At 73.8% G+C, this 26,066-nt stretch carries 21 protein-coding genes and 1 pseudogene; 11 read left to right on the top strand and 11 right to left on the bottom strand.

Annotated features, from left to right (window positions below; translation table 11 throughout):
- Window positions 1–309 precede the first annotated feature (309 nt).
- Together ACFVVL_RS03455 and ACFVVL_RS03450 are read left to right on the top strand one after the other, a co-directional pair.
- Window positions 310–2,514, top strand: a complete 2,205-nt coding sequence (locus ACFVVL_RS03455) for a glycosyltransferase family 39 protein (RefSeq protein ID WP_387671050.1) — start codon at window positions 310–312, stop codon at window positions 2,512–2,514.
- 337 nt (window positions 2,515–2,851) lie between these two features.
- On the top strand, window positions 2,852–4,342 hold the full coding sequence (locus tag ACFVVL_RS03450) for an MFS transporter (RefSeq protein WP_387671048.1): 1,491 nt from the start codon (window positions 2,852–2,854) through the stop codon (window positions 4,340–4,342).
- A gap of 283 nt (window positions 4,343–4,625) precedes the next feature.
- Here ACFVVL_RS03450 and ACFVVL_RS03445 read toward each other — a convergent pair whose 3' ends face one another.
- The gene (locus ACFVVL_RS03445) at window positions 4,626–5,819 is read right to left on the bottom strand and encodes an alpha/beta hydrolase family protein (RefSeq protein WP_387671046.1); all 1,194 of its coding nucleotides are present in this window, start codon (window positions 5,817–5,819) and stop codon (window positions 4,626–4,628) included.
- 167 nt (window positions 5,820–5,986) lie between these two features.
- Here ACFVVL_RS03445 and ACFVVL_RS03440 point away from each other — a divergent pair, with 167 nt between their 5' ends.
- Both ACFVVL_RS03440 and ACFVVL_RS03435 read left to right on the top strand, forming a co-directional pair.
- Window positions 5,987–7,126: a sensor histidine kinase gene (locus tag ACFVVL_RS03440; RefSeq protein ID WP_387671044.1), complete on the top strand. Its 1,140-nt coding sequence runs from the start codon at window positions 5,987–5,989 to the stop codon at window positions 7,124–7,126.
- On the top strand, window positions 7,123–7,812 hold the full coding sequence (locus ACFVVL_RS03435) for a response regulator (RefSeq protein ID WP_387671042.1): 690 nt from the start codon (window positions 7,123–7,125) through the stop codon (window positions 7,810–7,812). Before ACFVVL_RS03440 ends, ACFVVL_RS03435 begins: the two co-directional genes overlap by 4 nt.
- A gap of 261 nt (window positions 7,813–8,073) precedes the next feature.
- Here the strand turns inward: ACFVVL_RS03435 and ACFVVL_RS03430 are convergent, their stop codons facing one another.
- On the bottom strand, window positions 8,074–10,026 hold the full coding sequence (locus ACFVVL_RS03430; protein WP_387671040.1) for a BTAD domain-containing putative transcriptional regulator: 1,953 nt from the start codon (window positions 10,024–10,026) through the stop codon (window positions 8,074–8,076).
- A 136-nt stretch (window positions 10,027–10,162) separates the two neighbouring features.
- Here ACFVVL_RS03430 and ACFVVL_RS03425 point away from each other — a divergent pair, with 136 nt between their 5' ends.
- Window positions 10,163–11,041 carry an alpha/beta fold hydrolase gene (locus tag ACFVVL_RS03425; protein WP_387671038.1) on the top strand — a complete coding sequence of 293 codons (879 nt, stop codon included), beginning with the start codon at window positions 10,163–10,165 and terminating at the stop codon, window positions 11,039–11,041.
- A gap of 102 nt (window positions 11,042–11,143) precedes the next feature.
- Here ACFVVL_RS03425 and ACFVVL_RS03420 read toward each other — a convergent pair whose 3' ends face one another.
- Entirely contained in the window at window positions 11,144–12,130 is a 987-nt protein-coding gene (locus ACFVVL_RS03420; RefSeq protein ID WP_387671036.1) for an alpha/beta fold hydrolase, read from the bottom strand.
- Between the two features lie 166 nt (window positions 12,131–12,296).
- Here ACFVVL_RS03420 and ACFVVL_RS03415 point away from each other — a divergent pair, with 166 nt between their 5' ends.
- Window positions 12,297–12,890, top strand: coding sequence for a helix-turn-helix domain-containing protein (locus ACFVVL_RS03415; RefSeq protein ID WP_387671124.1), 594 nt, complete (start codon window positions 12,297–12,299; stop codon window positions 12,888–12,890).
- Between the two features lie 433 nt (window positions 12,891–13,323).
- On the opposite strand, the gene ACFVVL_RS03410 is transcribed toward ACFVVL_RS03415, so the two are convergent.
- Both ACFVVL_RS03410 and ACFVVL_RS03405 read right to left on the bottom strand, forming a co-directional pair.
- Window positions 13,324–13,977 carry a hypothetical protein gene (locus ACFVVL_RS03410; RefSeq protein WP_387671034.1) on the bottom strand — a complete coding sequence of 218 codons (654 nt, stop codon included), beginning with the start codon at window positions 13,975–13,977 and terminating at the stop codon, window positions 13,324–13,326.
- Between the two features lie 40 nt (window positions 13,978–14,017).
- A complete protein-coding gene (locus ACFVVL_RS03405) occupies window positions 14,018–15,091 on the bottom strand; it encodes a MerR family transcriptional regulator (RefSeq protein ID WP_387671033.1) in 1,074 nt (357 codons plus the stop codon).
- A 598-nt stretch (window positions 15,092–15,689) separates the two neighbouring features.
- Between ACFVVL_RS03405 and ACFVVL_RS03400 the strand changes: the two genes are divergently transcribed.
- Both ACFVVL_RS03400 and ACFVVL_RS03395 read left to right on the top strand, forming a co-directional pair.
- Window positions 15,690–16,271 (top strand): YdeI family protein, encoded by a 582-nt coding sequence (locus ACFVVL_RS03400; protein ID WP_387671031.1) that lies wholly within the window; start codon window positions 15,690–15,692, stop codon window positions 16,269–16,271.
- A 223-nt stretch (window positions 16,272–16,494) separates the two neighbouring features.
- Complete coding sequence (locus ACFVVL_RS03395; protein ID WP_387671029.1) at window positions 16,495–16,962, top strand: DUF6896 domain-containing protein; 468 nt, start codon at window positions 16,495–16,497, stop codon at window positions 16,960–16,962.
- Between the two features lie 5 nt (window positions 16,963–16,967).
- On the opposite strand, the pseudogene ACFVVL_RS03390 reads toward ACFVVL_RS03395, so the two are convergent.
- From ACFVVL_RS03390 to ACFVVL_RS03375, 4 genes and pseudogenes are all read right to left on the bottom strand, one after another.
- A pseudogene (locus ACFVVL_RS03390) lies at window positions 16,968–17,512 on the bottom strand (IS5 family transposase).
- Between the two features lie 277 nt (window positions 17,513–17,789).
- Complete coding sequence (locus ACFVVL_RS03385; protein WP_387671027.1) at window positions 17,790–19,517, bottom strand: urease subunit alpha; 1,728 nt, start codon at window positions 19,515–19,517, stop codon at window positions 17,790–17,792.
- The gene (gene ureA, locus ACFVVL_RS03380) at window positions 19,514–20,236 is read right to left on the bottom strand and encodes an urease subunit gamma (protein WP_387671025.1); all 723 of its coding nucleotides are present in this window, start codon (window positions 20,234–20,236) and stop codon (window positions 19,514–19,516) included. The genes ACFVVL_RS03385 and ureA overlap by 4 nt, the downstream gene beginning before the upstream one ends.
- 57 nt (window positions 20,237–20,293) lie before the next feature.
- Entirely contained in the window at window positions 20,294–20,491 is a 198-nt protein-coding gene (locus ACFVVL_RS03375) for a hypothetical protein (protein ID WP_387671023.1), read from the bottom strand.
- Window positions 20,492–20,731: 240 nt separating this feature from the next.
- Here ACFVVL_RS03375 and tatA point away from each other — a divergent pair, with 240 nt between their 5' ends.
- Window positions 20,732–21,037, top strand: coding sequence for a Sec-independent protein translocase subunit TatA (gene tatA / locus ACFVVL_RS03370; RefSeq protein WP_387671021.1), 306 nt, complete (start codon window positions 20,732–20,734; stop codon window positions 21,035–21,037).
- Window positions 21,038–21,120: 83 nt separating this feature from the next.
- Here tatA and ACFVVL_RS03365 read toward each other — a convergent pair whose 3' ends face one another.
- Together ACFVVL_RS03365 and ACFVVL_RS03360 are read right to left on the bottom strand one after the other, a co-directional pair.
- Window positions 21,121–22,821 (bottom strand): serine/threonine-protein kinase, encoded by a 1,701-nt coding sequence (locus ACFVVL_RS03365; protein ID WP_387671019.1) that lies wholly within the window; start codon window positions 22,819–22,821, stop codon window positions 21,121–21,123.
- Between the two features lie 107 nt (window positions 22,822–22,928).
- A complete protein-coding gene (locus ACFVVL_RS03360; protein ID WP_380290262.1) occupies window positions 22,929–23,558 on the bottom strand; it encodes a TetR/AcrR family transcriptional regulator in 630 nt (209 codons plus the stop codon).
- Window positions 23,559–23,718: 160 nt separating this feature from the next.
- Here ACFVVL_RS03360 and ACFVVL_RS03355 point away from each other — a divergent pair, with 160 nt between their 5' ends.
- Together ACFVVL_RS03355 and ACFVVL_RS03350 are read left to right on the top strand one after the other, a co-directional pair.
- On the top strand, window positions 23,719–24,912 hold the full coding sequence (locus ACFVVL_RS03355) for an agmatine deiminase family protein (protein WP_387671017.1): 1,194 nt from the start codon (window positions 23,719–23,721) through the stop codon (window positions 24,910–24,912).
- 132 nt (window positions 24,913–25,044) lie between these two features.
- Window positions 25,045–26,058, top strand: coding sequence for an agmatine/peptidylarginine deiminase (locus ACFVVL_RS03350; RefSeq protein ID WP_387671015.1), 1,014 nt, complete (start codon window positions 25,045–25,047; stop codon window positions 26,056–26,058).
- Window positions 26,059–26,066 lie beyond the last annotated feature (8 nt).

Below are 26,066 nucleotides of genomic sequence, written 5' to 3'. Positions count from 1 at the left end.
GAACGCCTCGGCGCCGCACCTGGACCGGACACGTGCTGGACCTCACCGGCGGCGCCGATCGGCTGCGCTCCGCCACGGGTATCGGGTGAGGCCGGATCGTGGCCGGATTCACAGCTGAATCCCAGGTTCCTCCCCGAAACCTGAAAGGGACGCCCTCTAGCTTGAGTGCTCTTCGAGCGGGACCCGAGCCAAGGAGAGATTGTCATGTCCACGTCGTTATCGGGGGCGTTCCCGTCGGGAATGCCGAGTGGCGATCGGGTGGTAGCGGGTGACTCCGGGCGGTCGGCGCGCGGGTGGCGCGGGCTGCTGGTGGGTTCCGGAGGGGGGCCGCGCTGGGCGCGGCCGGCGCTGTGGGGTCTGTTGCTGGTCGCCGCGGTGCTCTACCTGTGGGGGCTGGGCGCGTCGGGGAACGCCAACTCGTTCTACGCGGCGTCGACGTGGGCGGGCACCCGGAGTTGGAAGGCGCTGTTCTTCGCCTCGCTCGATCCCGGCAACGCGATCACGGTGGACAAACCCCCGGCGTCGCTGTGGGTGATGGCGCTCTCCGGGCGGATCTTCGGCTTCAGCAGTTGGAGCATGCTGGTGCCGCAGGCGCTGGAGGGGGTGCTTTCGGTCGCGCTGCTCCACTCGGCGGTGCGGCGCTGGTTCGGGCCGGTGGCCGGGCTGTTGGCCGGCTTCGTGCTGGCCGTCACGCCGGTGGCGGCACTGATGTTCCGGTTCAACAACCCGGACGCGATGCTGGTGCTGCTCATGATGCTGGCCTGCTGGGCCACGGTCCGGTCGGTCGAGGCGGGGCAGGCGCGCTGGGTGGTGCTCGCGGGCGGGGCGGTGGGCTTCGCTTTCCTGGCGAAGATGCTGCAGGGCTATGTGATCGTCCCCGCGCTGGTGCTGGTCCACCTGTGGGCGGCGCCGGTCTCCCTGGGCAAACGGTTCCTGAACATGCTCTGGGGCGCGCTGTCGATCGCCGTCTCGACCGGTTGGTTCGTGCTGGTGGTCGCGCTCTGGCCGGCCTCGTCCCGCCCGTTCATCGGTGGCTCGCGCAACAACAGCGAGTGGCAGTTGGCCGTCGGCTACAACGGACTGGGCCGGATCTTCGGCGGCGACGGCAACCCGTCGGGCGGGGGTCCTGGCGGCGGGATGCCCGGTGGCGGCCCCGGGGGGATGCCCGGCGGGCCGGGCGGAGGCATGTTCGGCGGCGACACCGGAATCACCCGGATGTTCAGCCCGAGCTTCGGCGGGGAGGTCGCGTGGCTGCTGCCGACCGCCCTGGTCGCCCTGGTCGCCCTGGTGATCTTCACCTGGCGCGCGCCGCGCACCGACCGGGTCCGTGCGGCGGCGCTGCTGTGGGGCGGCTGGCTCGTGATCAACGGTGTGATCTTCAGCTTCATGAGCGGGATCATCCACCCCTACTACGCCGTGGCGCTCGCCCCGCCGATCGGGGCGCTGGTCGGCATCGGTGCGTGCGAGATGTGGCGGCGGCGCGACGTTCCGTGGGCCCGGGTCGTGCTGGCGCTGATGACCGCCGCGGCCGGAGCCTCGGCGTTCCTCCTCCTGGGCCGGGACTCGTCCTGGCTGCCGTGGCTGCGCTGGACGCTGCTGGGGGCGTCCGCCGTCGGAGCGGTGGCGCTGGTCGCGGCGGCGCAGGCGCGGCGCGCGGTGACGGTGACCGCGGTGATGGCCTCGCTGGTCGGTGGTCTCGGCGGTTCCACCGCGTGGGCGGTGGCCACCGCGTCCCAGCCGCACGGCGGCCCCATCCCGGCCTCGGGGCCGAACGGCGCGGGCGGGCCGGGCGGGTTCGGCGCTCCGCCCGGAGCCGTTCCGCCCGGAGCCGTTCCGCCCGGTGGCGGCGTCGGGACGCCCCCGGCCGCGGGCGGGGTGTTCGGCCCGGGCGGACCCGACGGCGGTGGCGTCGCCCCCGCGCTGGTACGGCTGTTGAAGGAGACGGACAGCCGGTGGGCGGCGGCGACGGTCGGTGCCCAGCAGGCGGCGAGCCTGCAACTCGCCAGCCACAAGGCGGTGATGGCGATGGGCGGTTTCAGTGGGGGTGACAACTCGCCGACGCTGGAGCAGTTCAAGCAGTACGTCGCCAGGGGCGAGATCCGCTACCTGGTCGCCGGAGGCCGGATGCCCGGCCGGGGGCCGGCTCCTGCGGTCCCGTCGGCCCCAGCGGCGTCCGCCGGACCCGGCGGGGGGAGCGCGAGCGGGACCCCGGCCGCCCCCGGCGGTCCGGGTGGCGGGCCGCAGCCGCCCGGCGCCGGTCCGACCGGCGTGCCCGGTGCGCCCGGTGCGCCCGGCCCGACTGGCGCGCCCGGCTCGACTGGTGCGCCCGGTGCGCCTGGGGGCCCCGCCACGTCCGGAGGCTTCCCCGGATTCCCGGGTGGCCGTCCCGGCGGTGTGTTCGGCGGCGGCGACGGCAATCAGATCGGCCGGATCGAGGCGTGGGTCGAGGAGCACTACCAGAAGATCACCGTGGACACCGGGACGGTCTACGACCTCACCCGGCAGAAGAACTGAGCCGGTGTCACCACGAGGGCCGGCCGGCGCACCCCGCTGGCCGGCCCTCCGCCGTCCCGGCCGGGAGCCCCGTCGGAGGTGCACTCCGACGGGGCTCCCGTGGTCGGGCCCCGGGCTGACGCCATGGGGCCGGGCCGGGGGAGTCCCGACGGCGACGGACTCCCCGACCCGCCGGCGGCATCCGTTCACCGGCGGGTGCCGACGGCTCCCGAGCCGGCCGTTCCGCCCGGCGGCCTGATGGTTTGTTTTTCAAACTCACACCCCTATAGTGAGTCCGTCCTGTTTTCAAACTCTGCGGCCCGGGCGCTCCGTGGGGCCGATCGAACGAGGAGGCCGCATGAGGGCTTCACCATCCACCGCCACGGGTGCCACCGGCGAGGCGTCCGACCGGGCGGTGCCCGCGGAACGCGGCGACGCCCGCGACAGCCGCCCCTGGCCGGTCCTCGTCGCCGCCTGCCTGGGGCTGTTCACGGTGTTCCTCCAGACCACCGAGACCATCGGCACGCTCGGCGCCGTTCAGGCCGGACTGCGCGTCGAGCCCGCCGACATGGTCTGGGTGCCGAGCATGTACACCCTGGTGGTGGCCTCCTGCGTCCTGGGCGGGGGAGCGCTGGCCGACCGGTGGGGGCGCCGGCGCGTCTTCCTCGCCGGAGCGGCGGCGATGGCCGCGGGCGGTCTGGTCCTCACGCTGGCCGGCGACCTCGCCGCCGTTCTCATCGGCCAGGCGGTCGCCGGCCTGGGCGGCGCCCTGATCACCCCCAGCTCGCTCGCGCTGATCACCCACGCCGTCCGCGATCCGCGCCGCCGCGCCGGGGCGATCTCCGCGTGGGCGGCCGCCTCCGGGCTGGGCCTGGCCGTCGGACCCCTGGTCGCGGGCCTCGCGCTGCGCTGGTGGACCTGGCACACGGCGTTCTGGCTGAACATCGTGATGGCCGGCCTCGCCGCGGCGGTCGCGCTGGTCCGCGTCCCCGAGTCCCGCAACCCGGCCGCCCGGCGTCTGGACCTGGCAGGACAGGCCACCGCCGCCGCCGGACTCGCCTTGCTGGTCTTCTGGCTGATCGACGGCGGCCACCACGGCTACGGCTCCGCACGGGCCGTGGCCGCCGCCGCGGCGGCCGTCCTCCTGCTGGCCGCCTTCATCGCCGTCGAACTGCGCCACAGTGCCCCCATGGTCGACCTTCGGCTGATGCGCGACCCCTCCTACAGCGCCTCCCTCCTGCTGGCCGGGGCCGTCCTGTTCGGCTTCGTCGGCCTCTCCCTCCTCCAGGTCATGTGGCTGGAGCGGGTGCGGGGGCTGACCGCCCTCCAGGTGGGCGTCCAACTCCTCGCGGAATTCGGGGCGTTCATCGCGGCCTCGGTGCTGGCCGGGATGGCCGTGCGCCGGCTGGGCCCGCGGGTCCTGATCGCGGCGGGCCTCCTGCTGGCCGCAGCCGGGGCCGCACTGTTCGCCCGGATCGAACCGGACACCGCGTTCACCGGGTACGCCGCCGCCTTCGTCCTGTTCGGCCTCGGCTGCGGCCTCGCCAACGCCCCCTCCACCGCGCTCGCCGTCAGCCACGTCCCGCACGGCCGCGAGGGGGAGGCGGGCGGCACGGTCAACGCCGCCCGCCAGATCGGCGCCGTCCTCGGCACCAGCATCCTCGGCACGCTGATCACCTCGGGCTTCGCGGAGCGCCTCACCCGCGTCCGGGACCCGCGCGCCGCTTTCACCGACGCCGTCGGCCACGCCACCGGGGTCGCGGTGGCGGTCCTGCTCCTCGGCGCGGCCGTGGCGATCGGGCTGTCGGCACGCTCCCGCCGCACCCGCCGCACGGCCGTCACCGGCTGACCCCGGCCGTCCACGTGCGGGCGGACGGCCGCTGGGAACGGGATCGTCCCTGTTCCCAGCGGCCCGGGGCTGCCGCCCGGTCCGCGAAGTCGGCGGCTGTGCGGCCGGTGGCGCCACCCGCCGTCGGAACACGGGTGTCCTCGACGCAGATCGCGGCGCTCCGCCCCGCGCGAGTCGGGCCGACGCGCGGGCACCGGCGGCAGCCGGGCCGTGGCGGGCCTCGCGCCGCGCAGCCGTGGGCCGTACCCCGGGGCCCGGACGGGCAGGACCGGGGCCGAGGGGTTCACCGGGCGTAGTCGACCTCGGGGAAGTCGGGGGAGGGGCCGTCGAGCAGGCGCCCCCGGTCGCGGAGGTGGAGGTCGAAGAAGGCCCGCGGGTAGGCGCGTTGGAACGCCTGTGCCCGGTGCCCGGGAATCGTTCCGACCTCCATCTCCAGATCGGGCGGTGTCATGCCCAGGAGAGGGGCGAGCAGCGGAAGGATCAGCACATCGTCGCCGAACGACAGGTGCGCGGCTCCCCGTAGGGTGAGGTGCAGGCGCCAGCCGCGCAGACGCGACCAGAACGCGCGCAGGGCGGGGTTGCTCTCCATGCCGCCCTTGCCCAGGGTGTCCACGACCAGGAACGGACGGTCGAGCCCGGCGTCCACCACCGGGCCCGCCGCGCCCCCGTCCAGGCTCGCTCCCGCCGTGATCCGCCCGTCGGTGAGCATCGTCGCGGCGGTGGTGGCCCCGCCCAGGGAGTGGCCGAGCATCCCGACGCGCCGCAGGTCGGGCGCCCCGCGCATGCCTGGGGGCAGCGGGGTGCGGCAGACGCCGGGGTGGCCACCCGAGGCGAGGACGGCGAGCCGGTCCAGGACGAAGCGGATGTCGGCGGTACGGACCGCGAGGGCCTTGGCGTAGTCGCTGATCCCGCCCAGCGGATTCGTCTCGACGCGTCCGCCGGGGAAGGCGACTGCCGCCGCGTCGTAGGTGTGGTCGACGGTGACCACCAGGAAGCCGTGACTGGCGAGGTCCTCCGCGATGCCGGTGCCGAACGACCGTGACGCGTCGGCGCCGGGAGAGTAGAGCACGACGGGCAGGGGGCCCGGTGGGCCGCCGACGGGAGCGCCGTCGTGGCCGTGGGTGCCCCCCAGTCGCACCCGGCCGGGAGGCAGGTGGAGAAGGCTCAGGTACCGGTCGGCCGCGGCGGGAGGCATCCAGGGAACGGTGGGGCGGCCCGCGGGGCCGCGGGCGGGGTACCAGATGCTGATCATCAGTTCACGGCACGGGCGGGAGGGCACCCAGGGGTCCGGCCGCGCGGTGTCGGCCAGGTGCAGCGCGATCGTACCCAGCGGGTACGGTCCGTCCGGGGCGGGCAGCTGGAACCGCACGGGTTCCTCCTGCCCCGGCCGCGCGACGGCCACCGGCGCGAGCGGACCCGGGATCATGGCGGCGGCGGCCAGTCCGGCGCACGAGGACAGCAGTGTTCTCCGGTTCATGGTTCCACTGTTCCGTCCGACGGGCCGGGCGGCTTCGCTCCCGGGGAGGAACCCGGTGTCAGCCCAGGAGGGTACGCCGGGCATCAGCCGCACGGATGACTCAGCCCACGAGATGACGTCCTCCGGGCTGACCGGCCCCGGGCCCCCGCCTGGATAGCGTGGCCGGCATGGGCGAAGGGGAGTCACGGCCGCTGGTGGCCGGGCGTCTGCGGGACGGACAGTGGCACGGCGTGGACACGGTCGCGGCCGTGCTCCTCGCCCTGGCGTTCGGCGCGAGCGAGACGCGGAGCGGTGGCTGGGGCGCGGGAGCCATGGCGGTGGCGGTCTGGCTGCCGGTCGCGGTACGGCGCAGACGGCCGGTTCGGGTGCTGTACACGGTCCTGGCCGGAGCGGTCCTCGCCCTGGCGTTCACCGGGTGGGAGGAGTCCTGGGTCCCCGTCGGGGCCGCCCTGTACACGGTGGCGGCGCGCGAACCGCGGCGCCGGTCCGCGACGGCGCTCGGCTGCTCGCTGGGCGCCGTCGCGGCGGCCATGGCCCTCGTACCGCGACCGGTCCCGGCCTCCGGGGTCGCGTGGGGGGTCGTCTTCGCGTCCTTGATGATGACCCTGCCCTGGCTGGTGGGGACCGCGCTGAGGGAGCAGCGGTCGTACGCGGAACTCGCCGCCCGGCAGGCCGTGACGGACGAGCGCCTGCGGATCGCCCGCGAGCTCCACGACGTGGTGGCCCATCACCTGACGGTCATCACGGTACGGGCCGAGGTGGCCTGCGCGGTGGCCCCCACCGACCCGCAGGAGGCCGGGCGGACCCTCGCACTGGTCGGGACGGCGGGCCGGACGGCGCTCACCGAGATGCGCCGCATGCTCGGCGTTCTGCGATCACCCGGCGACGGAGCCGAGTTGGGGGCCGCCCCCGGTCTGGCGGACCTGCCCGCGCTGGTGGACGGTGCGGGCCCGCGCGTGGAGCTGTCCGTCGACCCGCGTCCACCGCTCCCCCCGGGTGTGGAACTGGCGGTCTACCGGATCGTTCAGGAAGCCCTCACCAATGTCGTCCGGCACGCGGGATCGGCGGACTGCCGGGTGAACCTGACCCGGACGGGCCCCGAGGCGGTCGAGATCGAGGTCGTCAACGACGCGCCGTCCCGGCCCCCGGCCCGCCTCCCGGCCCGGCGTCCTGGCGGCGGGCACGGAATCGTCGGGATGCGGGAGCGGGCGGCCATGTGCGGCGGGACCCTCTCCGCCGGCCCCCTGGCGACGGGCGGGTTCCGGGTGCATGCGCGGCTGCCCTGCGGATCGGAGACAGCCCGGTGAACCGGCCGGTCCGGGTGCTCGTCGCCGATGACCAAGCGCTGTTGCGGGAGGGCTTCCGCCTGCTCATCGAGAGCGTGCCGGACCTCACCGTCGCGGGCGAGGCCGTCAGCGGGCAGCAGGCCGTCGAACTCGCCCTGCGGCTGCGGCCCGACGTCGTGCTGATGGACATCCGCATGCCGGGCATGGACGGTTTGGAGGCCACCCGGCGCATCTGCGCGGACCCGGACGCCGCCGGCACCCGGGTGCTGGTCCTCACCACGTTCGATCTGGACGAGTACGTGTACGCGGCACTCCGCGGCGGAGCCAGCGGATTCCTCCTGAAGGACATCCTCCCCGCCGACCTGCTGACGGCCCTGCGGGTGGTCGCCTCCGGTGACGCCCTGCTCGCGCCTGCGGTCACCCGTCGGCTGATCCGCGAGTTCGCCGGACGCCACGAGCCGCGCCCGCCACTCGCGCGGGAGCTCGCGGGCGTGACCCCACGCGAACGGGAGGTTCTCCGCTTGGTGGCCCGGGGGCTTCCCAACCGCGCGATCGCCGAGCATCTGGGGCTGAGCATCGCGACCGTCAAGACCCATGTCCGGCGGCTGCTGGCCAAGCTCCACGCCCATGACCGGGCCCAGATGGTCGTCATCGCCTACGAGACAGGCGTGGTCACCGCGGGTGGGAACCTCCCGCCCGCAGACTGACGCCTCACCGGCCGGGACGGTGGACCCGGACGAAGGGGACACCCCCGTAGGCTCCGGGTCGCCCGGGGGCGCCTGTGCGGACCCGCTCCCCGGAGGGACGTCGGCCTCCCTCAGCGGTCGTCCTGGGCCCTTGCCCCTCCGTCGGCCACGGGGCGGCCCCGTCCTCGGGCCCGGGCGGTGACGACGGCGTCGTCGTGGTGGTCCGGCGTTGAGCGTTGAGCAGAACGCCACGACCACGCCACCGTGTCCGGCCGCCGGCGGTCACCGTCCGCCGGCGCAGGCCTCGGCCTCCGCCAGGTAGCGGGCCACCGGCCCCAGGGTCAGCAGCCCGCTGGCCGCGCCGGCGTGTTCGGTCCGGGCCGGGCGCAGGGCCGTCGCGGCGCGGGCGGCGGTCCGGTGTTCGCCGAGGCGGACGGCGGCGTGGGCGGTCAGGCACCAGAGCGCCTCCTGAAGGTGGTCGCGGGGCGGTTCGGGCGCCGTGGTGAGGGCGGTGCGGGCTTCCTCGGTCCGGCGGTGGGCGAGCAGCACCAGGGGCTCCGTCCAGGGGCGATAGGGGCCCCAGTCGAGGGCGGGGTCGGTGGGTGCGGGCCGGCCGTGCAGGAGGCGCAGGCCCAGCAGGGCGAGGGCGAACAGGCCGCGGTGGAGTCCCGGCATGCCGGCCGTCGCGGCGAGGGCGTCCTCGGCGGCGCGGTAGTGGGCCGCGGCGGTGGCGGCGGTCGGTCCGCCGGGTTCGGTGCTGCGGGCGGCCGTGGCCCGGGCCCGGAACCAGGCGGTGAGGACGGGGACGAGGGAGGCCTCGGTGGCGGCGGCGAGCTCCTCGGCGGCCGCGGCGTGCGCGGTGGCGGCGTCGAGGTCGCCGAGGGCGGAGGCGGACTGCAGGCGGACGAGCCGGCCCAGCACGGCGAAGTTCGGCAGGTCGTGCCGGGTGGCCAGGTCGAGGATCTCGGCGCCGGTCGCGTCCCGGGCGGCCGCCAGCCCGGGCCGGGTGAAGGACTGCAGGAAGACGCCGTTGAGGGCGAACACCAGCAGGGCGGGGTCGCCCAGCTCCCGGGCCAGCGCCTCCGCTTCGCGCGCCGCCCGTCCGGCGTGCTCCAGGGCGCCGTCCGGCAGGTCGGCGCTGCGGCTCTCGACCGCGACGGTGGCCAGCAGACGGGCACGCAGTTCGGCGGGGCCGTCGGGGCCGAGCGCGGCGAGCGTGCGTTCGGCCGCTTCGACGACGGCACGGGACTGCTCCGGGTCGTCCGCCCGGCTCCAGAGGGCGGGCACGTCGTAGGCGCCGATGACGCGGGCGGTCAGGGTGGTGTCCCCGGTGCGCTCCGCCGCCCGGACGGCGGCGAGGCGGTCGCGCCGCGAGTGGGCCAGGGCGTCGCCGCCGGCCAGGGCCAGGGTGCGGGCCAGCTCCACGGTGGTGCGCGGGCCGAGCCGCAGGCCGCCGGTCCACCCGGGCGCCGGGGGCGGGGGTGTCGTGGGCGGGGGTGTCGGGGTGCCGCGGAGGATGTCGGTCTCCAGGCGCCGGAGCTCGGCCCCGGGGTCCAGCCCGAGCTGGTCCGCGAGCATGGCGCGGGCGCGGCGCAGGGTGGCCAGCGCGTCCGCCTGGCGGCCCGCCCGGTGCAGGGCGCGGGCCAGCAGTCCCCAGGCCGGTTCGCGCCACGGGTGCTCGGCGACGTGGGCGCCGAGTTCGGCGACGAGGTCGGCCCCCGAGCCCGCGTCGAGCAGGAGACGGGCGCGCAGTTCCGTCGCCTCCAGGCGCAGCTCCTCCAGCCTGGTCCGCTCGCGCCGGGCCCATGCGGAGGCGGCCACGTCGGCGTAGGCCGGGCCGCGCCAGGCCGCGAGGGCCGCGTCGAGGTCGGCCAGCGCGCCGGGGGTGCGCCGGGCGCGCGCCAGGGCGTCCTCGAACCGGTGGACGTCCACGTCCTCGCGCGGCAGGCGCAGGGCGTAGCCGGGGCCCTCGGTGACCAGGACGCGCGGCGGGGTGCGGGGCGGCCGCTCGGGTTCGACGGCGCGGCGCAGCGCGGCGACGAAGGTGCGCAGCGCCCCGATGGCGCGCACCGGAGGCTCGGCCCACAGGTCGTCCACGAGGGTGTCGGTGGCGACCATCCGTCCCTCGGCGGCGACGAGCCGGGCGAGCACCTCGCGGTGGCGCGGTCCGCCCAGGTCGACGGGCGTGCCGTCGTCGTGGAGGGCCCGTACGGCGCCGAGCACGTCGATTCGCATGCCCCCATCTTCCGGGTCCGGGCCCCGTGGCGTCGAAGCGCACTGATCGGCTGCTGATCGCCGTCGTCCACGCTGGTCGCACCAACCCCCCAGACCGGGGCCCTCCCGGTCCACCGACCCCAGGAAGGGGCTTCTCGTGACGCTCGCCATCCCCGGCTTCGACCACGTCCGCCTGCCCGGCACGGACGGAGTGGAGCTGGCTGCCGCCGTCGGCGGCAGCGGCAGCCCCGTCGTGCTGCTGCACGGCTTCCCGCAGACCCACCTGATGTGGCGGCACGTCGCCGGGCGGCTCGCCGACCGGTACACGGTGATCTGTCCCGACCTGCGCGGCTACGGCGCCAGCGACAAGCCGGCCGCCACCGGCCCCGAGGTGTACGCCAAGCGCGCCATGGCCGCGGACGTGGTCGCCCTGGCGGCGGCGCTCGGCCACGAGCGCTTCGCCCTGGTCGGCCACGACCGGGGCGCCCTGGTCGCCTTCCGGGCCGGCCTGGACCACCCGGAGACGATCACCCACCTGGGTATTCTCGACGTCGTGCCGACACTGGACATGTGGGACGTGCTGCACGGCGTCCCGGCGGCGGTCGGCTACCACCTCTTCCTGATGGCGCAGCCGCCCGGGCTGCCGGAGACGATGATCGCCAACAGCGCGGACGCGTTCTTCGGCTCGTTCCTCGACGCCTGGGCGAACGACCCGGCCGCGCTGCCGCCGGAGGTGCGCGCCGAGTACCTGCGGGCGAGCGGTGCGGCGGTGCCGTCGATCGTCGCGGACTACCGGGCCTCGGCAGGCACCGACGTCACCCACGACCGGGCGGACCTGGACGCCGGGTCGCAGCTGGCGATGCCCGTGACGGTGATCCAGCAGGACTGGGGCGCCCGGCTGGGCTACGACGCCGCCGGGGTGTGGCGGGCCTGGGCCCCGGACCTGGAGCACCGGCTGACCGGGGCCGGCCACTTCATGGCGGAGGAGGCGCCCGACGAGGTCGCGGGGGCGATCCGCGACCTGCTGCTCCGCTGAACCGGCCCCCCGCCTGCGGGAGGGAGCCGGAGCACCGGGCGCCTGCCTGCCTGCCCGCTGGTCCGCCTGCCCGCCGGTCCGCTGGCCCGCCTGCCCGCCGGTTCAGCCCCGGAGGGTGGCGAGCCAGTCGGTCAGCAGCCGGTTGACCTCGTCGGGGCGCTCCTGCTGGATCCAGTGGCCGCAGCCGTCCAGGAGGTGGGAGGCGGTCAGCCCGGGGAGGGTCGCGGGGTGGGCGTCGACGGCGTCGGACATCCAGGTGGTGGAGGCGTCCAGGGTCCCGCCGATGAACAGGGACGGCTGCCTGATCGGGGCCCCGCGGTACGGGGCGAGGTCCTCCCAGTCCCGGTCCATGTTCCGGTAGCGGTTGAGTGCGCCGGTGAACCCCGTGCGCTCGAACTCCGCAGCGTAGAAGTCGAGTTCACCTTCACTCAGCCAGGCCGGGAGGACGTCCGCGGGGAAGCGGTCGCGCAGTCGGCCGCCGGGGGTGACGAAGTGCGGGTCGGCTTCGTGCGGTGCGGGCATGGTGTCGGCGGACAGGGCTGCGTAGAAGCCCGCGAGCCAGCCCCGGACGTCGGGTTCGATCTCCGCCTCGGCGCGGCCGGGCTCCTGGAAGTAGGAGACGTAGAACTCCTGGCCGGGCCCCCCGACGTGGCTGAAGACCTCGGTGGGGCGGGGGCCGCCGGGCGGTGCGTAGGGCACGCTCAGCAGGCCGACGGCCCGGAAGACCTCGGGGCGGAGCAGGGCGGAGGCGGCGGCGATGTTGGAGCCCCAGTCGTGGCCGACGACCACCGCCGATTCCTCGCCGAGGGCGCGGACGGCGGCGGCGTTGTCCTCCACCAGGTCGAGCATCCGGTAGGCGTCGGCGGCCTCCGGCCTGGAGGAGCGGCCGTAGCCGCGCACGTCGATCGCCACCGCCCGGTAGCCGGCCGCGGCCAGGGCCGGGAGTTGGTGGCGCCAGGAGTACCAGGACTCGGGGAAGCCGTGCACGAGCAGGACGAGCGGGCCGGTGCCCTGCTCGACCAGGTGCAGGCGCCCGGCCGGGGTCCGGACGGTGCGGTGGCGGGACTCGGCGGTCGGCTCGGGCTGCATGGCTTCTCCTCGGTTCGCGGTGGAGGCGGTGACCTGTCGATCCTGCGGCGCGGCACCCGCTCGGCGCGACGACCGTTGCCGATCTGGCAAACTCGCAGAACAGGGCGGTGCGAGGCGAAGGAGGGCGAAGGTGGCAGCCGACGACGCAGGCAGCGCGCCGACCGGGATGGGGCCCCGGCTGCGGGCCGCGCGCGAACGCCGCGGCGCGACGCTCGCCGCCGTCGGCCGCGCCACCGGCATCTCCACCAGCACGCTGTCCCGGATCGAGACCGGCCGGCGCAGTCCCACGCTGGACGTGCTGCTGCGCCTGTCCGAGGAGTACGGCGCCTCCCTGGACGAACTGGCCGGCCGGACGCCCGCCCCCGCCGCCGAGCCGCAGGTCAGAGTGCCGCTGAGCTTCGGCGATGCCAAGGCGGTGCTGCCGCTGACCCGGTACGTCGGCGGCCTGCACGTCCACAAGCACGTCCTGCCCGCCCTCGACGGCCCGGCGACGCGGCCCCGCCAGGTCTCCCACGACGGCTACGAGTGGCTGTGCGTCCTGTACGGGCGGCTGTGGCTCGCGCTCGCCGGCCAGGACCTCGTCCTGACCCCCGGGGAGGTCGCCGAGTTCGACACCCGGACCCCGCACGGAACGGCCAACGCAGGCCCTGGCGGCCCGGTCGAGTACCTGGTCGTGTTCGGACCGCAGGGCGAGCGCCTGCGGTCGCGCACCCCGTCGGCGGCCGCCCGCGGCGGTGCCGGGGGGAAAGCCGCCGAGTGAGCGGCCGTGACGCGCCGCAGGCGCGCAGGCGGCAGCAACCACGCCGCTCCGCCCGGCCCCACCCGCCCCGTCGTCCCGCTCTTGACCGGTGTCCGGCTCCGCAGGTTCGCCCGGCTTCCCGTGCCGGCCGGTCCCTCGGGTGCGGGTGCGGGTGCGGCCTGGATGGACGGCGGACGTCACTCGTCGGTGATCATCCTCCACGCCTCCCGGACCAAGGTCCTGCCGGCTTCGACACACACTCCGCGCAGGAAGGCGCGGCGCAGCGGTGCCACGTCGGCGGGCTCCTCGGGGTGCTCGGGGACCGGGACGGGGCGGGACGCGGCATCGGCCCGCCGACCGTCAGGTCGGCGGGCCATCGTGATCGTTGAAGGTTCGTCGGTGCCCAGGAAGGCGGCTGGTGGTCTACGCGCGCGTCACCGAGGGGCGGGGGCGTTCACGCCGCGGACCGGACGTTGATCGCGTGGCTGAGGGCGGTCTGCTCTTCGTCGGGAAGGCGACGCTCGGCGTGGAGCATGCGCAGGGCGGTGGTGATGCGTTCCTCGTCGTCGGGTGTGCCGAGGCTGCCCATGTACGGGGGCAGCAGCAGACTCAGGGCTTCGAGGTCCGTGCGTGCGCAGAGCCTGGTGAGGAGTTCGCCGACCGGGTCTTCGTGCTGCTGTGGTGCGGCCGGAGTGGTGGCGCGCAGTCCTGCGGCGATGCGGTAGCGGAGCCATTGCTGGTGGGGGCCGGCGGGGACATCGTCGATGTGCTTGGCGGCGGACTCGAAGTGTTCGCGGGCCTGGTCGATCTGGCCCAGGTCCCGGTGGGCTCGGGCCATGTTGCCGTGGAGGGAGGCGTAGAAGCCGCGGACACGGCCGTCGCCGACCTTGTCGGCTCGGTTCAGGCACTCCTGGTTCCAGTGCAGGGTCTCCTGTGGCGTGGGCTGGTGCCGGGCGAGGTAGTGCGCGGCGATGCAGGCGTCGTAGTCGTCCTCGGCCGCTTCCCAAGCTCGCAGGAACAGGTCCCGGGCTCGGTCGTCTTGTCCTTCGGTCTCGGCCTGCATGCCCTGGACGCACAGCTGCACGACGATGTTCTCGGGGTCGGTCATGGTTCTCCTGAGAAGATGAGGGTGCGGTGTTGACGGAAGATCAGCCGGAGGTGTGCAGGGGGACCGGCATGACCAGGGTGGTGAAGCTGCCCTGGTCCGCGGAGCGCACCACGACGGGTCGGTCTGCGGCGGCGATCTCCAGCAGGACGTCGGGCCCGACGCCGGCCTCCAGAGCGGGAGCCAGGACGGCAGGGTCGAAGCCGATCCGCTGCGGCAGGTCTTGATGGCAGACCGCGGACAGGGTGGCGGCATTGGAGTGATCGGCCAGAGAGATGGTCATCTCGTCGCCGGCGAAGCTCAGAGCGATACGTGCAGCGTCGCCATGACTGTTGACCGCGTCGCGAAGGGCCAGGCGGTCCACGATCACGCGGTATTCGGGCGGGGTCAGAGCCGAGAGCATCTCGCGGTGGTCAGGGAACGGGTCATCGACCGTCACCAGGACACGGGACTCCGACGTACTGCGTGCTCGGGTCCCGTCCGGTCCGACCTGGATGGTGACCTGGTGGAATCGCGCCGCCCATTGCCCGAACTCGATCAGGTCAGCCGCGTGCACCAGCAGACGGCAGGGCCCTCCATCGAGAGCCGCAGGTCTCAGGACACGCATCGACAGGCGATAGCGATCGGTAGCCACCAGGTGGACCTCGCCGTCATCGATCTCGATGAGGACGCAGCCAAGTGCAGGGTGTTCCACGTCGGAGGCTGCGGCCGGCACCACCTGGCGTACCGAACTGGCCAACTCCACGCCGTCGATTCGCGCTTCCGTCATGCTGCCGGCGGTCGACAGGGAACGCAGAACCGCCGCGATGGCGGCCTTGGCCGTCCGCGTCCGGTCCTGCATCCTCTCCAAGTGCCGCTCCAGCACCTCCCGGCCCTCGCGCTCGGGCCCGTCGAGCACCAGGGCAACCTCAGCCAGCGGCACTCCCGCTTCTCGCAGACCGCGTAGGAGAGCGGCACGGGCCTCCTGAGCAGGACTGTAGAAGCGGTATCCAGTCACACCGTCAACCCACGCTGGCCGCAGGACACGGCAGTCGTCGTAGAAACGCAGGGCGCTCGGAGCGAGACCGACCCGCCGCGCGAAGGCGCTGATACTCAGGAGTTCTGTGGTGCCGTCCATGGCCCCGATTGTCGACGTTCATCCAACTTGAAGGTCAACTCGCCCTTCGGCCGGTTCCACGCCACCACCTGGCACGGGGAGCTCTCCCAGCGTCAACCCCCGAAGGACTTCGAGAGCCGACCACTAAGGATTCTGGCGCAGCCCCAGGTACCCAGGGCAGTGGTCACATCTGTCCTGTCGTCTGTCGTCTGTCGCCTGTCGCGGCCCTGCGGTCAGGACTATGACCGACTCGGATTCGCTTGCCGCAGAGCGGCTGCGCAGCGTCGGCCGTTGACTGGCCTACGGCGCCAACGGTCACCGCAGTCGCGCGGCGGCGGGTCCGCGGGCGGTGCGGGCACGGGCTGGATGCGGTTCAGTCGTTGATGCCCGCCACCGTGACCGGGCCCGGAGCTGTCGGTAGCTGCCTTGGCGGACCCTGTGGTCGGTTGGCCGGCCTGCTGCGGCAAGATCCCAAGCCGGCTCAAGCAGTTCATCAACTCGACGGGCGACCCGAGGCAAGCAGGGGCGAAGGTCGCCACGTAGTGAACCGGTCAGGTCGCCTGAGCGGGTCGCTTGAGGAGGTCACCATCTGTCCTATATGGCCTCTAGCCTGCGGTTTATGCAGAAACACGAGGACGGCGTCGAGATCCTTGTCCCCGCGAGCCCGGCCGAGCTGGAGGCGTGGCTCGAAGAGCATCACGGGGAGAAGGCCGCGCTCTGGGTGAAGATCGCCAAGAAGCATACCGGCGTCTCGTCGCTCACCTGGGAAGAGATGGTCGACACGGTGCTCTGCTTCGGCTGGATCGACGGTCAGCGACGAGGCTTCGACGACTCGTACTTTCTGCAGCGCACGACACCCCGCCGCCCCCGCTCCGTCTGGTCGCAGGTGAACGTCGACAAGGCCGAGGCCCTGATCGCGGCAGGCCGGATGCGCCCCCGCGGGCTGGCCGAGGTCGAGGCGGCGCGGGCGGACGGCCGCTGGGAGAAGGCATACGCCTCGCAGAAGAGCGCCACCGCGCCACCGGATCTCGTCGAAGCCCTCGACGCGAACCCTGCAGCGCGGGTGTTCTACGACACGCTCGGCAAGTCCGATCAGTTCGCCCTGTACCTCGGTCTGGTCACCGCCCGTACCGAGAAGACACGGCTGGCCCGCTTGGAGCGGATGGTGGCGTCGATGGCAAGGTCCGAGCGGCCATCATGATCGACCGCTCGGGCCACGCGCAGATCAAGGGCATCAAGGCCCGCGGAGGCCCTGAGGGAGCCCCAAGAAGGCGCTGTCACCAAGCGCAACCGTCGTCTCGCGTCTCGGCGATCCCAGTGTCAGATCTTCATTCCGCACAGGGCCCCCGCGCAAAGAGTTCATGATTCAACAGCCCGAACTCTTCGGGAACTCTGCCTAACTGATCGTTTCAGAATGCCATTCTGTGGAGCTGCTGGCGGCCCGTGGAACAATCCCTTCAGTCACGGACTCAGGGGGTTGGCGCCGGATGGAACGGGTTGGGGCTGCACGGGAACTCGTGCTTGGTTACGTCCACGCTCTGAACGCGATTGGCGAGGCCATGAGGGCGGCGATCCCCTCGCTTGAGCGACTCGCAGATGTCCTCGACCTGGTTCGTTCGCGCCGGATCATCAGCCGGAGCGGGCACGTCGGCACGTACGCGTACAAGGTCCATGGGGCCGGGTGTCGCTTCGTGAGCGACAACGGCACCGAGGTTGATGTGGACTTCGCAGCTGACGGGAACGAGGTCTTCGACCTCTGGCGGCTGCACCAGTACGGGCGGAGCCTGCCGGAGCCTCTTGACGTCACGGATGAGGACCTGCAGACGGCGGTGCGGTCGCTGCAACCGCTTCTGGCCGAGGTGCGGCCGGGGTGGTTCAGCGTAGCCAGCTGATCGCTTCAGGAGGAGGTGTGCAGGCGGCGCAGGCATATGAGGCTGCAGGCCAGTTCGAGCAGGCCCTGGTGGAGATCGGCGCGTCGCTCGTAGTGCCGGTTGCCGCCGGTGAGGGTGACGGCGAGCGGGGTTCCGTGGCGGTCGACAATCAGGTGGTGCTTGGAGCCGGGGCGGGAGCGGTCGACGGGTGAGGGGCCGACGTGGTCCCCCCTTTGAGGGCCCGGACGTGCGACCCGTCCACGGAGCAGTCGTCCAGGTCCAGCAGGCCTGCGCGGCGAAGCTCAGCCAACAGGGCGGCATGCAGGCGCGGCCAGACACCGGCCTCGGTCCAGTCCCGTAGCCGGCGCCAGGCCGTAACTCCGGAGCAGCCCACCGTCTCGGCCGGGACGTCGCGCCAGGCGACACCGGTCCGCAGGACGTACAGGACGCCGGCGAGGGCCGCTCGGTCCGGAACGCGAAGCCGCCCTGGATGCCGACGTCGTTCGGGAGCGGGTAGCAGCAACGGGGCCACCCGCTCCCACAGGTCGTCAGGAACAAGATCAGCACGCACCCGGACACCCTGTCGACCAAGATCGTCGAGCACACGACCTGCGGCTCAACTCCTTCTGAAACGATCAGTAAGCCCAATCGCCCCGAAAGGCAACAGCACACCACCCGAGGGTTACTCCAGTCCACGTGGCGTCGTTGACGTTGCCCGGGTGGGCACGGTCGCCGGCGGCAAGCCCCGGCCGTCGACCAGTGGCGGGGAGCCAGTGTGGTGGTGCCGCTGGCGGTGGTGCTGAGTCTGCCTGCGGGGCCGAGGGTGAGCCGTTCCCTCCGCGGCGGTGTCAGAGGAAGTAGAGGCGGTTCAGCGGCACCTCCTCGGCCGGGTCGGAGTGCAGCGGGGCGCCGTCGAGGGTGACCAGGCCCCGCTGGCCGTCGACCAGGATCTGCCCGAGGCGGCTGTTGCGGACCAGGTCGGCCGGCCCGATGCCGCGGGTGTGGCGGACCGGGACGCGCCGGCGCCGGGTGGTCATGGTGTCGTACGGGCGGGTGGTGGTGCCCGCTTCGGCGGCGGCGCGGCTGGTGAAGGCCACCGAGAGGTCGGCCGGGGTGGCGCCGTGGGCGCCGAACAACGGCCCCAGGACGAGGGGCTGGCAGCTCTCGGTGGCGGCATTGGGGTCGCCGGTGACGCCGTAGGCGGGGAAGCCGGCCTTGAGCACCATGTACGGCTTGGCGCCGAAGGAGGCCGGGTGCCAGAGCACCAGGTCGGCGAGCTTCCCGACCTCGACGGAGCCGACCTCGTGCGAGAGCCCATGGGCGATGGCGGGGTTGATGGTCAGCTTGGCGATGTAGCGCAGCACCCGCTCGTTGTCGTCGGAGGGGCCGTCGCCCTCCATCGGGCCGCGTTCGGCCTTCATCTTGCCGGCCATCGCGAAGGTGCGGCGCACGGTCTCGCCGGCCCGGCCCATGCCCTGGGCGTCGGAGGAGGTGATGCCGATGGCCCCGAGGTCGTGCAGGACGTCCTCGGCGCCCATGGTGCCGCCGCGGATGCGGTCGCGGGCCATTGCGGCGTCGCCGGGCAGGTCGGTCTTGAGGCCGTGGACGGAGACGATCATGCCGTAGTGCTCGGCGATCGCGTCCCGGCCGTAGGGCAGGGTGGGGTTGGTGGAGGAACCGATGACGTTCGGCACGCCGGCCATCTTGAGGACGTTGGGGACGTGTCCGCCGCCGCAGCCCTCGATGTGGAAGGCGTGGATGGTCCGCCCTTCGAGCACGCGCAGGGTGTCCTCGACCGACAGGCACTCGTTCAACCCGTCGGTGTGCAGGGCGACCTGGACGTCATGGGCCTCGGCCACGGACAGCGCGGTGTCCAGCGCCCGGGTGTGCGCCCCCATGTCCTCGTGCACCTTGAACCCGCAGGCGCCGCCCTCGGCCAGCGCCTCGACGAGCGGCGCGGGGTGGGAGGAGGAGCCGCGGCCCAGGAAGCCGATGTTGACGGGCCAGGCGTCGAAGGCGTTGAAGGCGTGGCGCAGCGCCCAGGGGGAGTTGACGCCGACGCCCCAGGCGGGGCCGAACTCCTGGCCGATGATGGTGGTGACCCCGGAGGCCAGCGAGGCCTCCATGATCCGGGGGGACATCAGGTGGACGTGGGTGTCGATGGCCCCGGCGGTGAGGATCAGGCCCTCGCCGGAGACGATCGCCGTCCCGGTGCCGACCACCACCTCCACGCCCTCCAGGGTGTCCGGGTTGCCGGCCCGCCCGACGGCGGCGATCCGGCCCTCCCGGATGCCGATCGAGGTCTTGCGGATCCCCTGCACGGCATCGATCACCAGCACGTTGCTGATCACCAGGTCGCAGGTGTCCCGGACAGCCGCGGCCTTGAGGTGCAGGCCGTCGCGGGCGGTCTTGCCGAAGCCGACCAGGAACTCGTCGCCCGGCCGCTGGGAGTCGGACTCGACGCGGACGACCAGCCCGCTGTCGCCGAGCCGGACCCGGTCGCCGGCCCGCGGGCCGTGCACGGCGGCGTACTCGGACGCCTCGATCGCCTCGATCGCCTCGCTGTTGCTGTTCATCGCCGGTTCTCCTCTGCCTGACCCGCCTCGTTGTCACGGTTCGCCCCGAGGTAGCCCTGTTCGGCCGCCCGGCGCAGTGCCTCCCGTCGGACCCGCGGCGAGTCCAGCGGTCCGTCCACCAGCCCGGCGAAGCCGATCGCGACCCGCTCGCCGCCGATCGGGACCAGGCCGACCTCGACGTCCGCGCCGGGGTCGAAGCGCACCGAGGAGCCGGCCGGGACAGCCAGGTGCATGCCGTAGGCGGCGGCCCGGTCGAAGGCCAGGCGCGGGTTGGTTTCGAAGAAGTGGAAGTGGGAGGTGACCGAGACCGGCACGTCCGCGGTGTTGCGGACGGTGAGGGTGAGGTCCGGTGCGGGCGCAGGCTCGGCGGCGCCGTCGGGGAGCACGGCGCCCGGTGCGGCCTCGCCCAGGCCGCCGCCGCCGAACGGGTCGGGTATCACGGCGAGCCGGGTGCCGTCCTGGAACACCGCCTCGACCTGGATCTCGGTGACCAGGTCGGGGACGCCGGGCAGGACGTCGCCGGGGGCGAGGACGGCACGGCCGCGCCGGACGGCCTCGGCCAGCCGCACGCCGTCGCGGGCGGCCTCGCAGACGGTGTCCGAAATCAGCGCGGTGGCCTCGGGGACGTTCAGCCGCAGTCCGCGGGCACGGCGGGCGCGGGCGAGTTCGGCGGCGGTGAAGATCAGCAGCCGGTCGCGTTCGGTGGGGGTCAGTTGCACGGGGGTCCCTTCTCCCTCGGTGCGGAGCGGCGGGGTGGGCGGGAGGGGCGGGAGGGGTCAGCCGGCGGACGGCTCGGCGGTGGCATGCGCGGAGGGTTGCGCGGCGGGCGTGGAGGACGGGGTGGCGGGCTCCGCCGCATCGTCGCCGACCGCATCGTCGCCGACCGCGGCGCAGGCGGTCGCGCCGACGGCGATCAGGCCGGCGCCGGCGCGGGAACGCAGCACCGTGCGGCGCGCGAGGGGGGACTGGGACACGGTGGACTCCGGTGGGCCGAGGGTGGATCCGGTCCGGCACGGCGGCGAGCCTCCGGGGAGTGCTGTGCGGGGCGCCGGTCGGCGGCGGGCGCAGCGGCCCGGCGTCGCCGGAACGTCACTCTTCCATTGACTGAAAAATCAGTCAAGTTTGACGATGAAGGCGCCCGAACCACCCCGATACGACCCGGGCCTCCCCCCACAGGGCCCGGTCCCGACGACGAAAGGCCAGGTGAGGCGAGGATGCTTCGCCATGGACCGGAGCCCTGGCACCTGCTGGTGGTGCTGGCGGTCGTGGTGCTGCTGTTCGGTTCGAAGAAGCTGCCCGAGATGGCGCGCGGACTGGGGAAGTCGATGCGCATCCTCAAGGCGGAGACGGCCGCCATGCGGGAGGAGGACCGGCCTGCCGCCGAACCGGCGGCCGCCCCGTCGGCCGCGACCGGGACGCCCGGTACGGTGGCGTCCACCTCAGGCAAGTCGACCGGCACGGCCCCCGCCCCGGGGACCGGCGCTCCCGGCACGCCCCAGGCGGCCCGCCGGCTGCTCTGATCCCGGGCCGTCGACCAGCGCCGAGAGTCCGTCGCCCCCACCCGTGCCGTGAGGGGACGGGCTCTCGGCCGTTCCCGGAGGTGTCAGCCGTTGCGGCGGTAGTGGTCCAGCGAGACGCTGACCGGCCCGTCCGCGCCCGCCGTCGACAGCACCCGGACCACCGCCAGTTCCTTGCCGTCCGCGGACCGGAGGCAGAAGGCCCCGCGCGCTCCCAGGGCGCTGAACGGCAGCCGTGCGGTCGGCCGGCTGCCGAGCCCCTGGAGGCACTCGGCGAGGCCGAGGCCGGAGTCCCGGCCGATGTAGGAGTCGGCGGTCTCCGGCACGAGGAACTCGCTGTCGGTGCGCCCGACGTACCAGTTCGCGGTGTCGACCGGCACCACCGTGCCGGAGGTCAGGTCGAACTCGTAGCCCGGGTCCGCCGAGGTGAGTTCGACGGCGCGGTAGTCGGGGGTGAAGGCGGCAGCGGGGGGCGGCGGCGTCGTGCGGCTCGGCGCGGCGGTGGCGGAGGGCGAGCGGGTGGAACCGGACGGGCCGGTCGGCGTCGGTGTGGCGACGGGCGTGCCCGGTGCGGGAGAGCCGACGACCGGGGCGTCGGCCGTGGCGGCCTCCACCGGGTCCGGGTCGTCCAGCACGAAGGCGGTGGCCACCGCGCCGACGGCGAGGGCGACCACGGCGATCAGGGACGCGCGCCCCCGGGGCCGCCGCAGCCGTGTCGCCGGCGTGGCCGGAGCGGGTGTCGCCGCAGCGGCGGCGGACGTGCCCGGGACGGCGGCGAGCCGCGTGGGCGTCGGCGCGGCGGCTGGGGCCGGCATCGTCGCGGCCGGGTTCAGCCCCGGTCCGGAGGCCTGGGCGGGTACCTGCGGCAGCTCGGCGTGCCGGGTGATCTGGCTGGTCAGCGGCTGTGGCAGCCAGTCCTCGCCGAACCGCGGCTGACCGCCGACGGCAGGGTGCCCGGCCGCGGCGGCGATCACCTCGGCGGTGGTCGGCCGGTCCTCGGGGCGCTTGGCCAGGCAGCGCCGGAGCAGGTCGCGCAGGGCCTCGGGCACGTGGTCGAGGGCGGGTTCCTCGTGGACCGTCCGGTAGAGCGTCGCCGGATGCGGGCCGTCGCCGAAGGGCGGGGCGCCGCCCGCGACGTGGACGGCCAGGGCGCCGAGCGCCCAGACGTCGGTGGCGCTGGTCGCGGCCTGTTCGGTGGCCTGTTCGGGGGCCATGTAGGCGGGGGAGCCGATGTGCAGCCCGGTGCCGGTCAGGGCGACGGCGTCGGCCGCCCGGGCGATGCCGAAGTCGATGACCCGGGGGCCGTCCGCGGCGATCAGTACGTTGGCGGGCTTGAGGTCGCGGTGGACCACCCCGCTGGCGTGGATCGCCTGGAGCGCCTCGGCGATCCCGGCCATCAGCAGCAGCACGGTGCGCTCGGGAAGCGGACCGAAGTGCTGCACCACCTGCTGGAGCGAGGGGCCGGGCACGTAGGTGGTGGCCAGCCAGGGGGTGGGGGCGTCCGGGCCGGCGTCGACCAGCTGGGCGGTGAAGAGCCCGTGGATGAGCCGGGCGCTGGCCACCTCCTGGGCGAACCGGGCCCGGAAGTCCGGGTCCCCGGCCAGCTCGGGGCGCACCACCTTGAGGGCCACCGGGCGCCCGCCGGGAGTGTAGGCGAGGTAGACCAGGCCCATCCCGCCCGCGCCGAGCCGCGCGTACAGCCGGTGGCCGCCGACCTCGCGCGGGTCGTCCGCGGTCAGGGCCTGGAAGACGGGCTGGAGGGCGAAGGGGGATCGGTCAGCGGACATGCGGGCTGCCTCTCTCGGCGGACGGGGACGGGACGGTGGAGCCGGGCCGCCAGGGTGTGGGCAGGCGAGGCCTGTCCGCGCCGCAGAGTTTAGAGGTTTCGTCAGGATCAGCCGAATCCGCCCCCGGTGGCCGGGGCCGCCCGATCCGATCGAGGGGCTTCCAGCTCGACCTCGACTGCGCCGCGGAGCACTCGGCGTGCCTGCTCGATCGACAGCGAACCGCTCAGCCAGCGTACGCTGAGGCCTTCCACCAGCGCGGTCAGACGTTCGGCGGCGGCCGCGTGGGAGGGTGCGGTGCCGTCCGGGTCGGCCTGGGAGAGCAGTCCGGCGATGTCGTGCACCCAGCCGTGGGTGCTGCGGGCGAGGTCCTGGCGCAGCTCCGGTTCGAACACGGCGGTGGCCCGCAGCTCGCCCCAGGCGGTGCTGTTCTCGCGGACCTCGGTGGTGTCCTGGAGCTCCAGCAGCAGGACCTGTTCGAGGTCGGCGAGCGGGTCCTTGGACGGGTTGCGGCCCTGGTGGGGGGCGGTGCGGTCCTCGGCGGTGTAGTGGTCGGCGCGGTCGCCGATGTACTCCAGCGTCTGCCGCAGGACCCCCGCCCGGTCGGTGAAGTGGTAGTAGATCAGTGCGATGGACACGCCGGCCTCGGAGGCCAGCTCGCCCATGCGCAGTCCACGTACCCCGCGTCGGGCGATGACACGGGTGGCGGCCTGGAGTATGCCTGTCCGGCGGTCTGACATGGGCGCCCACTGTACCTGCCCTGGAGGCGATCGTGGAGAAAGTCTGATTGTTTTGTCAGTTCGTTTCTCTTGATCTGCCCCACAGGGTTGACTGGATTTTCAGTTAGATGCAGGATGCGGGGCAACCCTCACACCTCCCACCACTTCCAGGGAGCGTTTCATGACCATCTCCACGTCTCCCGAGGTCGCTTCCACGACCTCGCGCAGAAGACTGCTCCAGTTCGGAGCCGCAGCCCTGCCGGTGCTCGCCCTCGGCGCGGTGCTGCCCACCGCCGCCCCTGCGGCGGGCGCCGGTTTCCGGGCGGCCCCCGCCACCCCGCAGCTGCGGATGCCGGCCGAGACCGACCGGCACGACCGCACCTTCATGGCCTGGCCGGCCCGGTCCACGATCTGGGGCCGACAGCTCTCCGGCGTCCGCGACGACATCGCCCGGGTCGCCCACGCGATCTCCATGTACGAGCCGGTCGTCGTGGTGGCCCGCCCGAGCCAGGCCGCTGACGCCCGGTACTGGCTGGGCCGGGGCAGCGCCTACGGCATCACCGTGCTGGAGATCGCCAACGACGACCTGTGGATCCGGGACTTCGGCCCGACCTTCCTCACCGCCCCGGGCGCGGTCGCCGGGCTCGACACCAACTTCAACGGCTGGGGCAAGAGCGGCACGCCCTACTACCAGCCCTACGCCGATGACGCCGCCGTCGCGGCCACCCTGCTCCATGGCTACGGCGTCAACCGGATCGCCGCCCCGTTCACCGGCGAGGGCGGCTCGCTGGAGACGGACGGCCAGGGCACCCTGCTGGCCACCGTCAGCTCGCTGGTCAACGCCAACCGCAACCCCGGCAGGTCCCGGGCCCAGGTCGAGCAGGCCCTCAAGGCCGGCCTCGGCGTGAGCAAGGTGATCTGGCTCCCGGGCCTGGCCGGCCAGGACATCACCGATTGCCACATCGACTGCCTGGCCCGCTTCACCGCGCCCGGCAAGGTCATCCTCGACCAGCCCGGTCCGGGCACCGCGCAGATCTGGATCGACGTCTACCAGGAGTCCAAGCGGATCCTGGCGAACGCCACCGACGCCCGGGGCCGCCCGCTGGCCGTCACGGAACTGCCTGGACCGGACCGGCAGTTGATCCGCGGCAGGGGCAGGGACTTCCTGTCCAGCTACACCAACTACTACACCGCCAACGGCGCCGTTTTCGCCCCGCAGTTCGGCGACGCGGCGGCCGACGGAACTGCCTACGCGATCCTCCAGGCCGCCCACCCGGACCGCGACGTCGTCCAGCTGAACATCGACAACATCGCCGGCGGCGGTGGCGGCATCCACTGCGCGACCCAGTCCCAGCCCAGCGTCCCGGCTGCCTGAGTCACCGCCCGAGTCTCCCGGCGGCCCGCAGGCCGACCCCACGGAGCGGGCCGCCGGGTCCACCGTCCCACCCGTACACCGTTCCACCCGCACACCGTTCCACCCGTACACCCGATCCCGAAGAGGTATCCCGTGACCGTCCCGTACCGCATGCCCGCCGAGTGGACCGAGCACGAGGGCTGCCTGATGGCCTGGCCCGTCCGCGAGGACCTGTGGGGCGCCACGCTCGCCGAGGTGAAGCGCGAGTACGCCGAAGTCGCCCGCACCATCGCCGAGTTCGAGCCGGTGACGATAGTCGCTCCGCCCGGCCACGGCGAGGAGGCGCTCGCCCTGTGCGGCGCCGGCGGCGTCACCGTCGTCGAGCTGCCGCTGGACGACTCCTGGTTCCGCGACTCCGCGCCGATCTTCGTACTCGACGGCGAGGGCCGCCGGGCCGGCGTGGACTTCCGCTTCAACGCCTGGGGCGGCAAGCACCACCCCTGGGACGCCGACGACCGGCTCAGCGGCCTGCTGCTGGAGCACCTTCAGGTCCCGGCCGTCCGCTCCGAGATGATCCTCGAAGGCGGCGCGATCACCGTCGACGGCGAGGGCACCCTGATCACCACCGAGCAGTGCCTGCTGCACCCCAACCGCAACCCCGGCCTGAGCCGCGAGGAGATCGAGGTCGAGCTCAAGCAGCGCCTCGGCGTCACCAAGGTGATCTGGCTGCCCTACGGCGGACTGCTGGACACCGAGACCGACGGACACGTGGACGGCGTGTGCGCCTTCGCCGCCCCCGGCAAGGTCGTGGTCCAGCTCCCGGCCGACCCGGAGCACCCCGACTACGCCCGGATGCGGGCCAACCGCGCCGTGCTGGAGCACTCCACCGACGCCCAGGGCCGCCCCTTCGAGATCGTCGACGTCCCGCAGACCGCGTTCGTGGAGGTCGACGGCCGGGAGGTCGAGGTCGGCTACCTCAACTACTACCTGGCCAACGGCGCGGTCGTCGTCCCGGTCGCCGATCACCCCGCGGACGAGGGTGCCCTCGCGGTGCTGGCCGGGGCGTACCCGGGCCGCAAGGTCGTCGGCGTCCGCTCCCGGGTCATCGCCTGGGGCGGCGGCGGAATCCACTGCATCACCCAGCAGGTCCCGGCCGCCCGCGTCTGACGTCCCAC

Source organism: Kitasatospora sp. NPDC058115, from assembly GCF_042884635.1.
Lineage (GTDB): Bacteria > Actinomycetota > Actinomycetes > Streptomycetales > Streptomycetaceae > Kitasatospora.
Note: the sequence above shows the minus strand (reverse complement) of the source record. Positions and strands in the feature narration are given on the sequence as shown.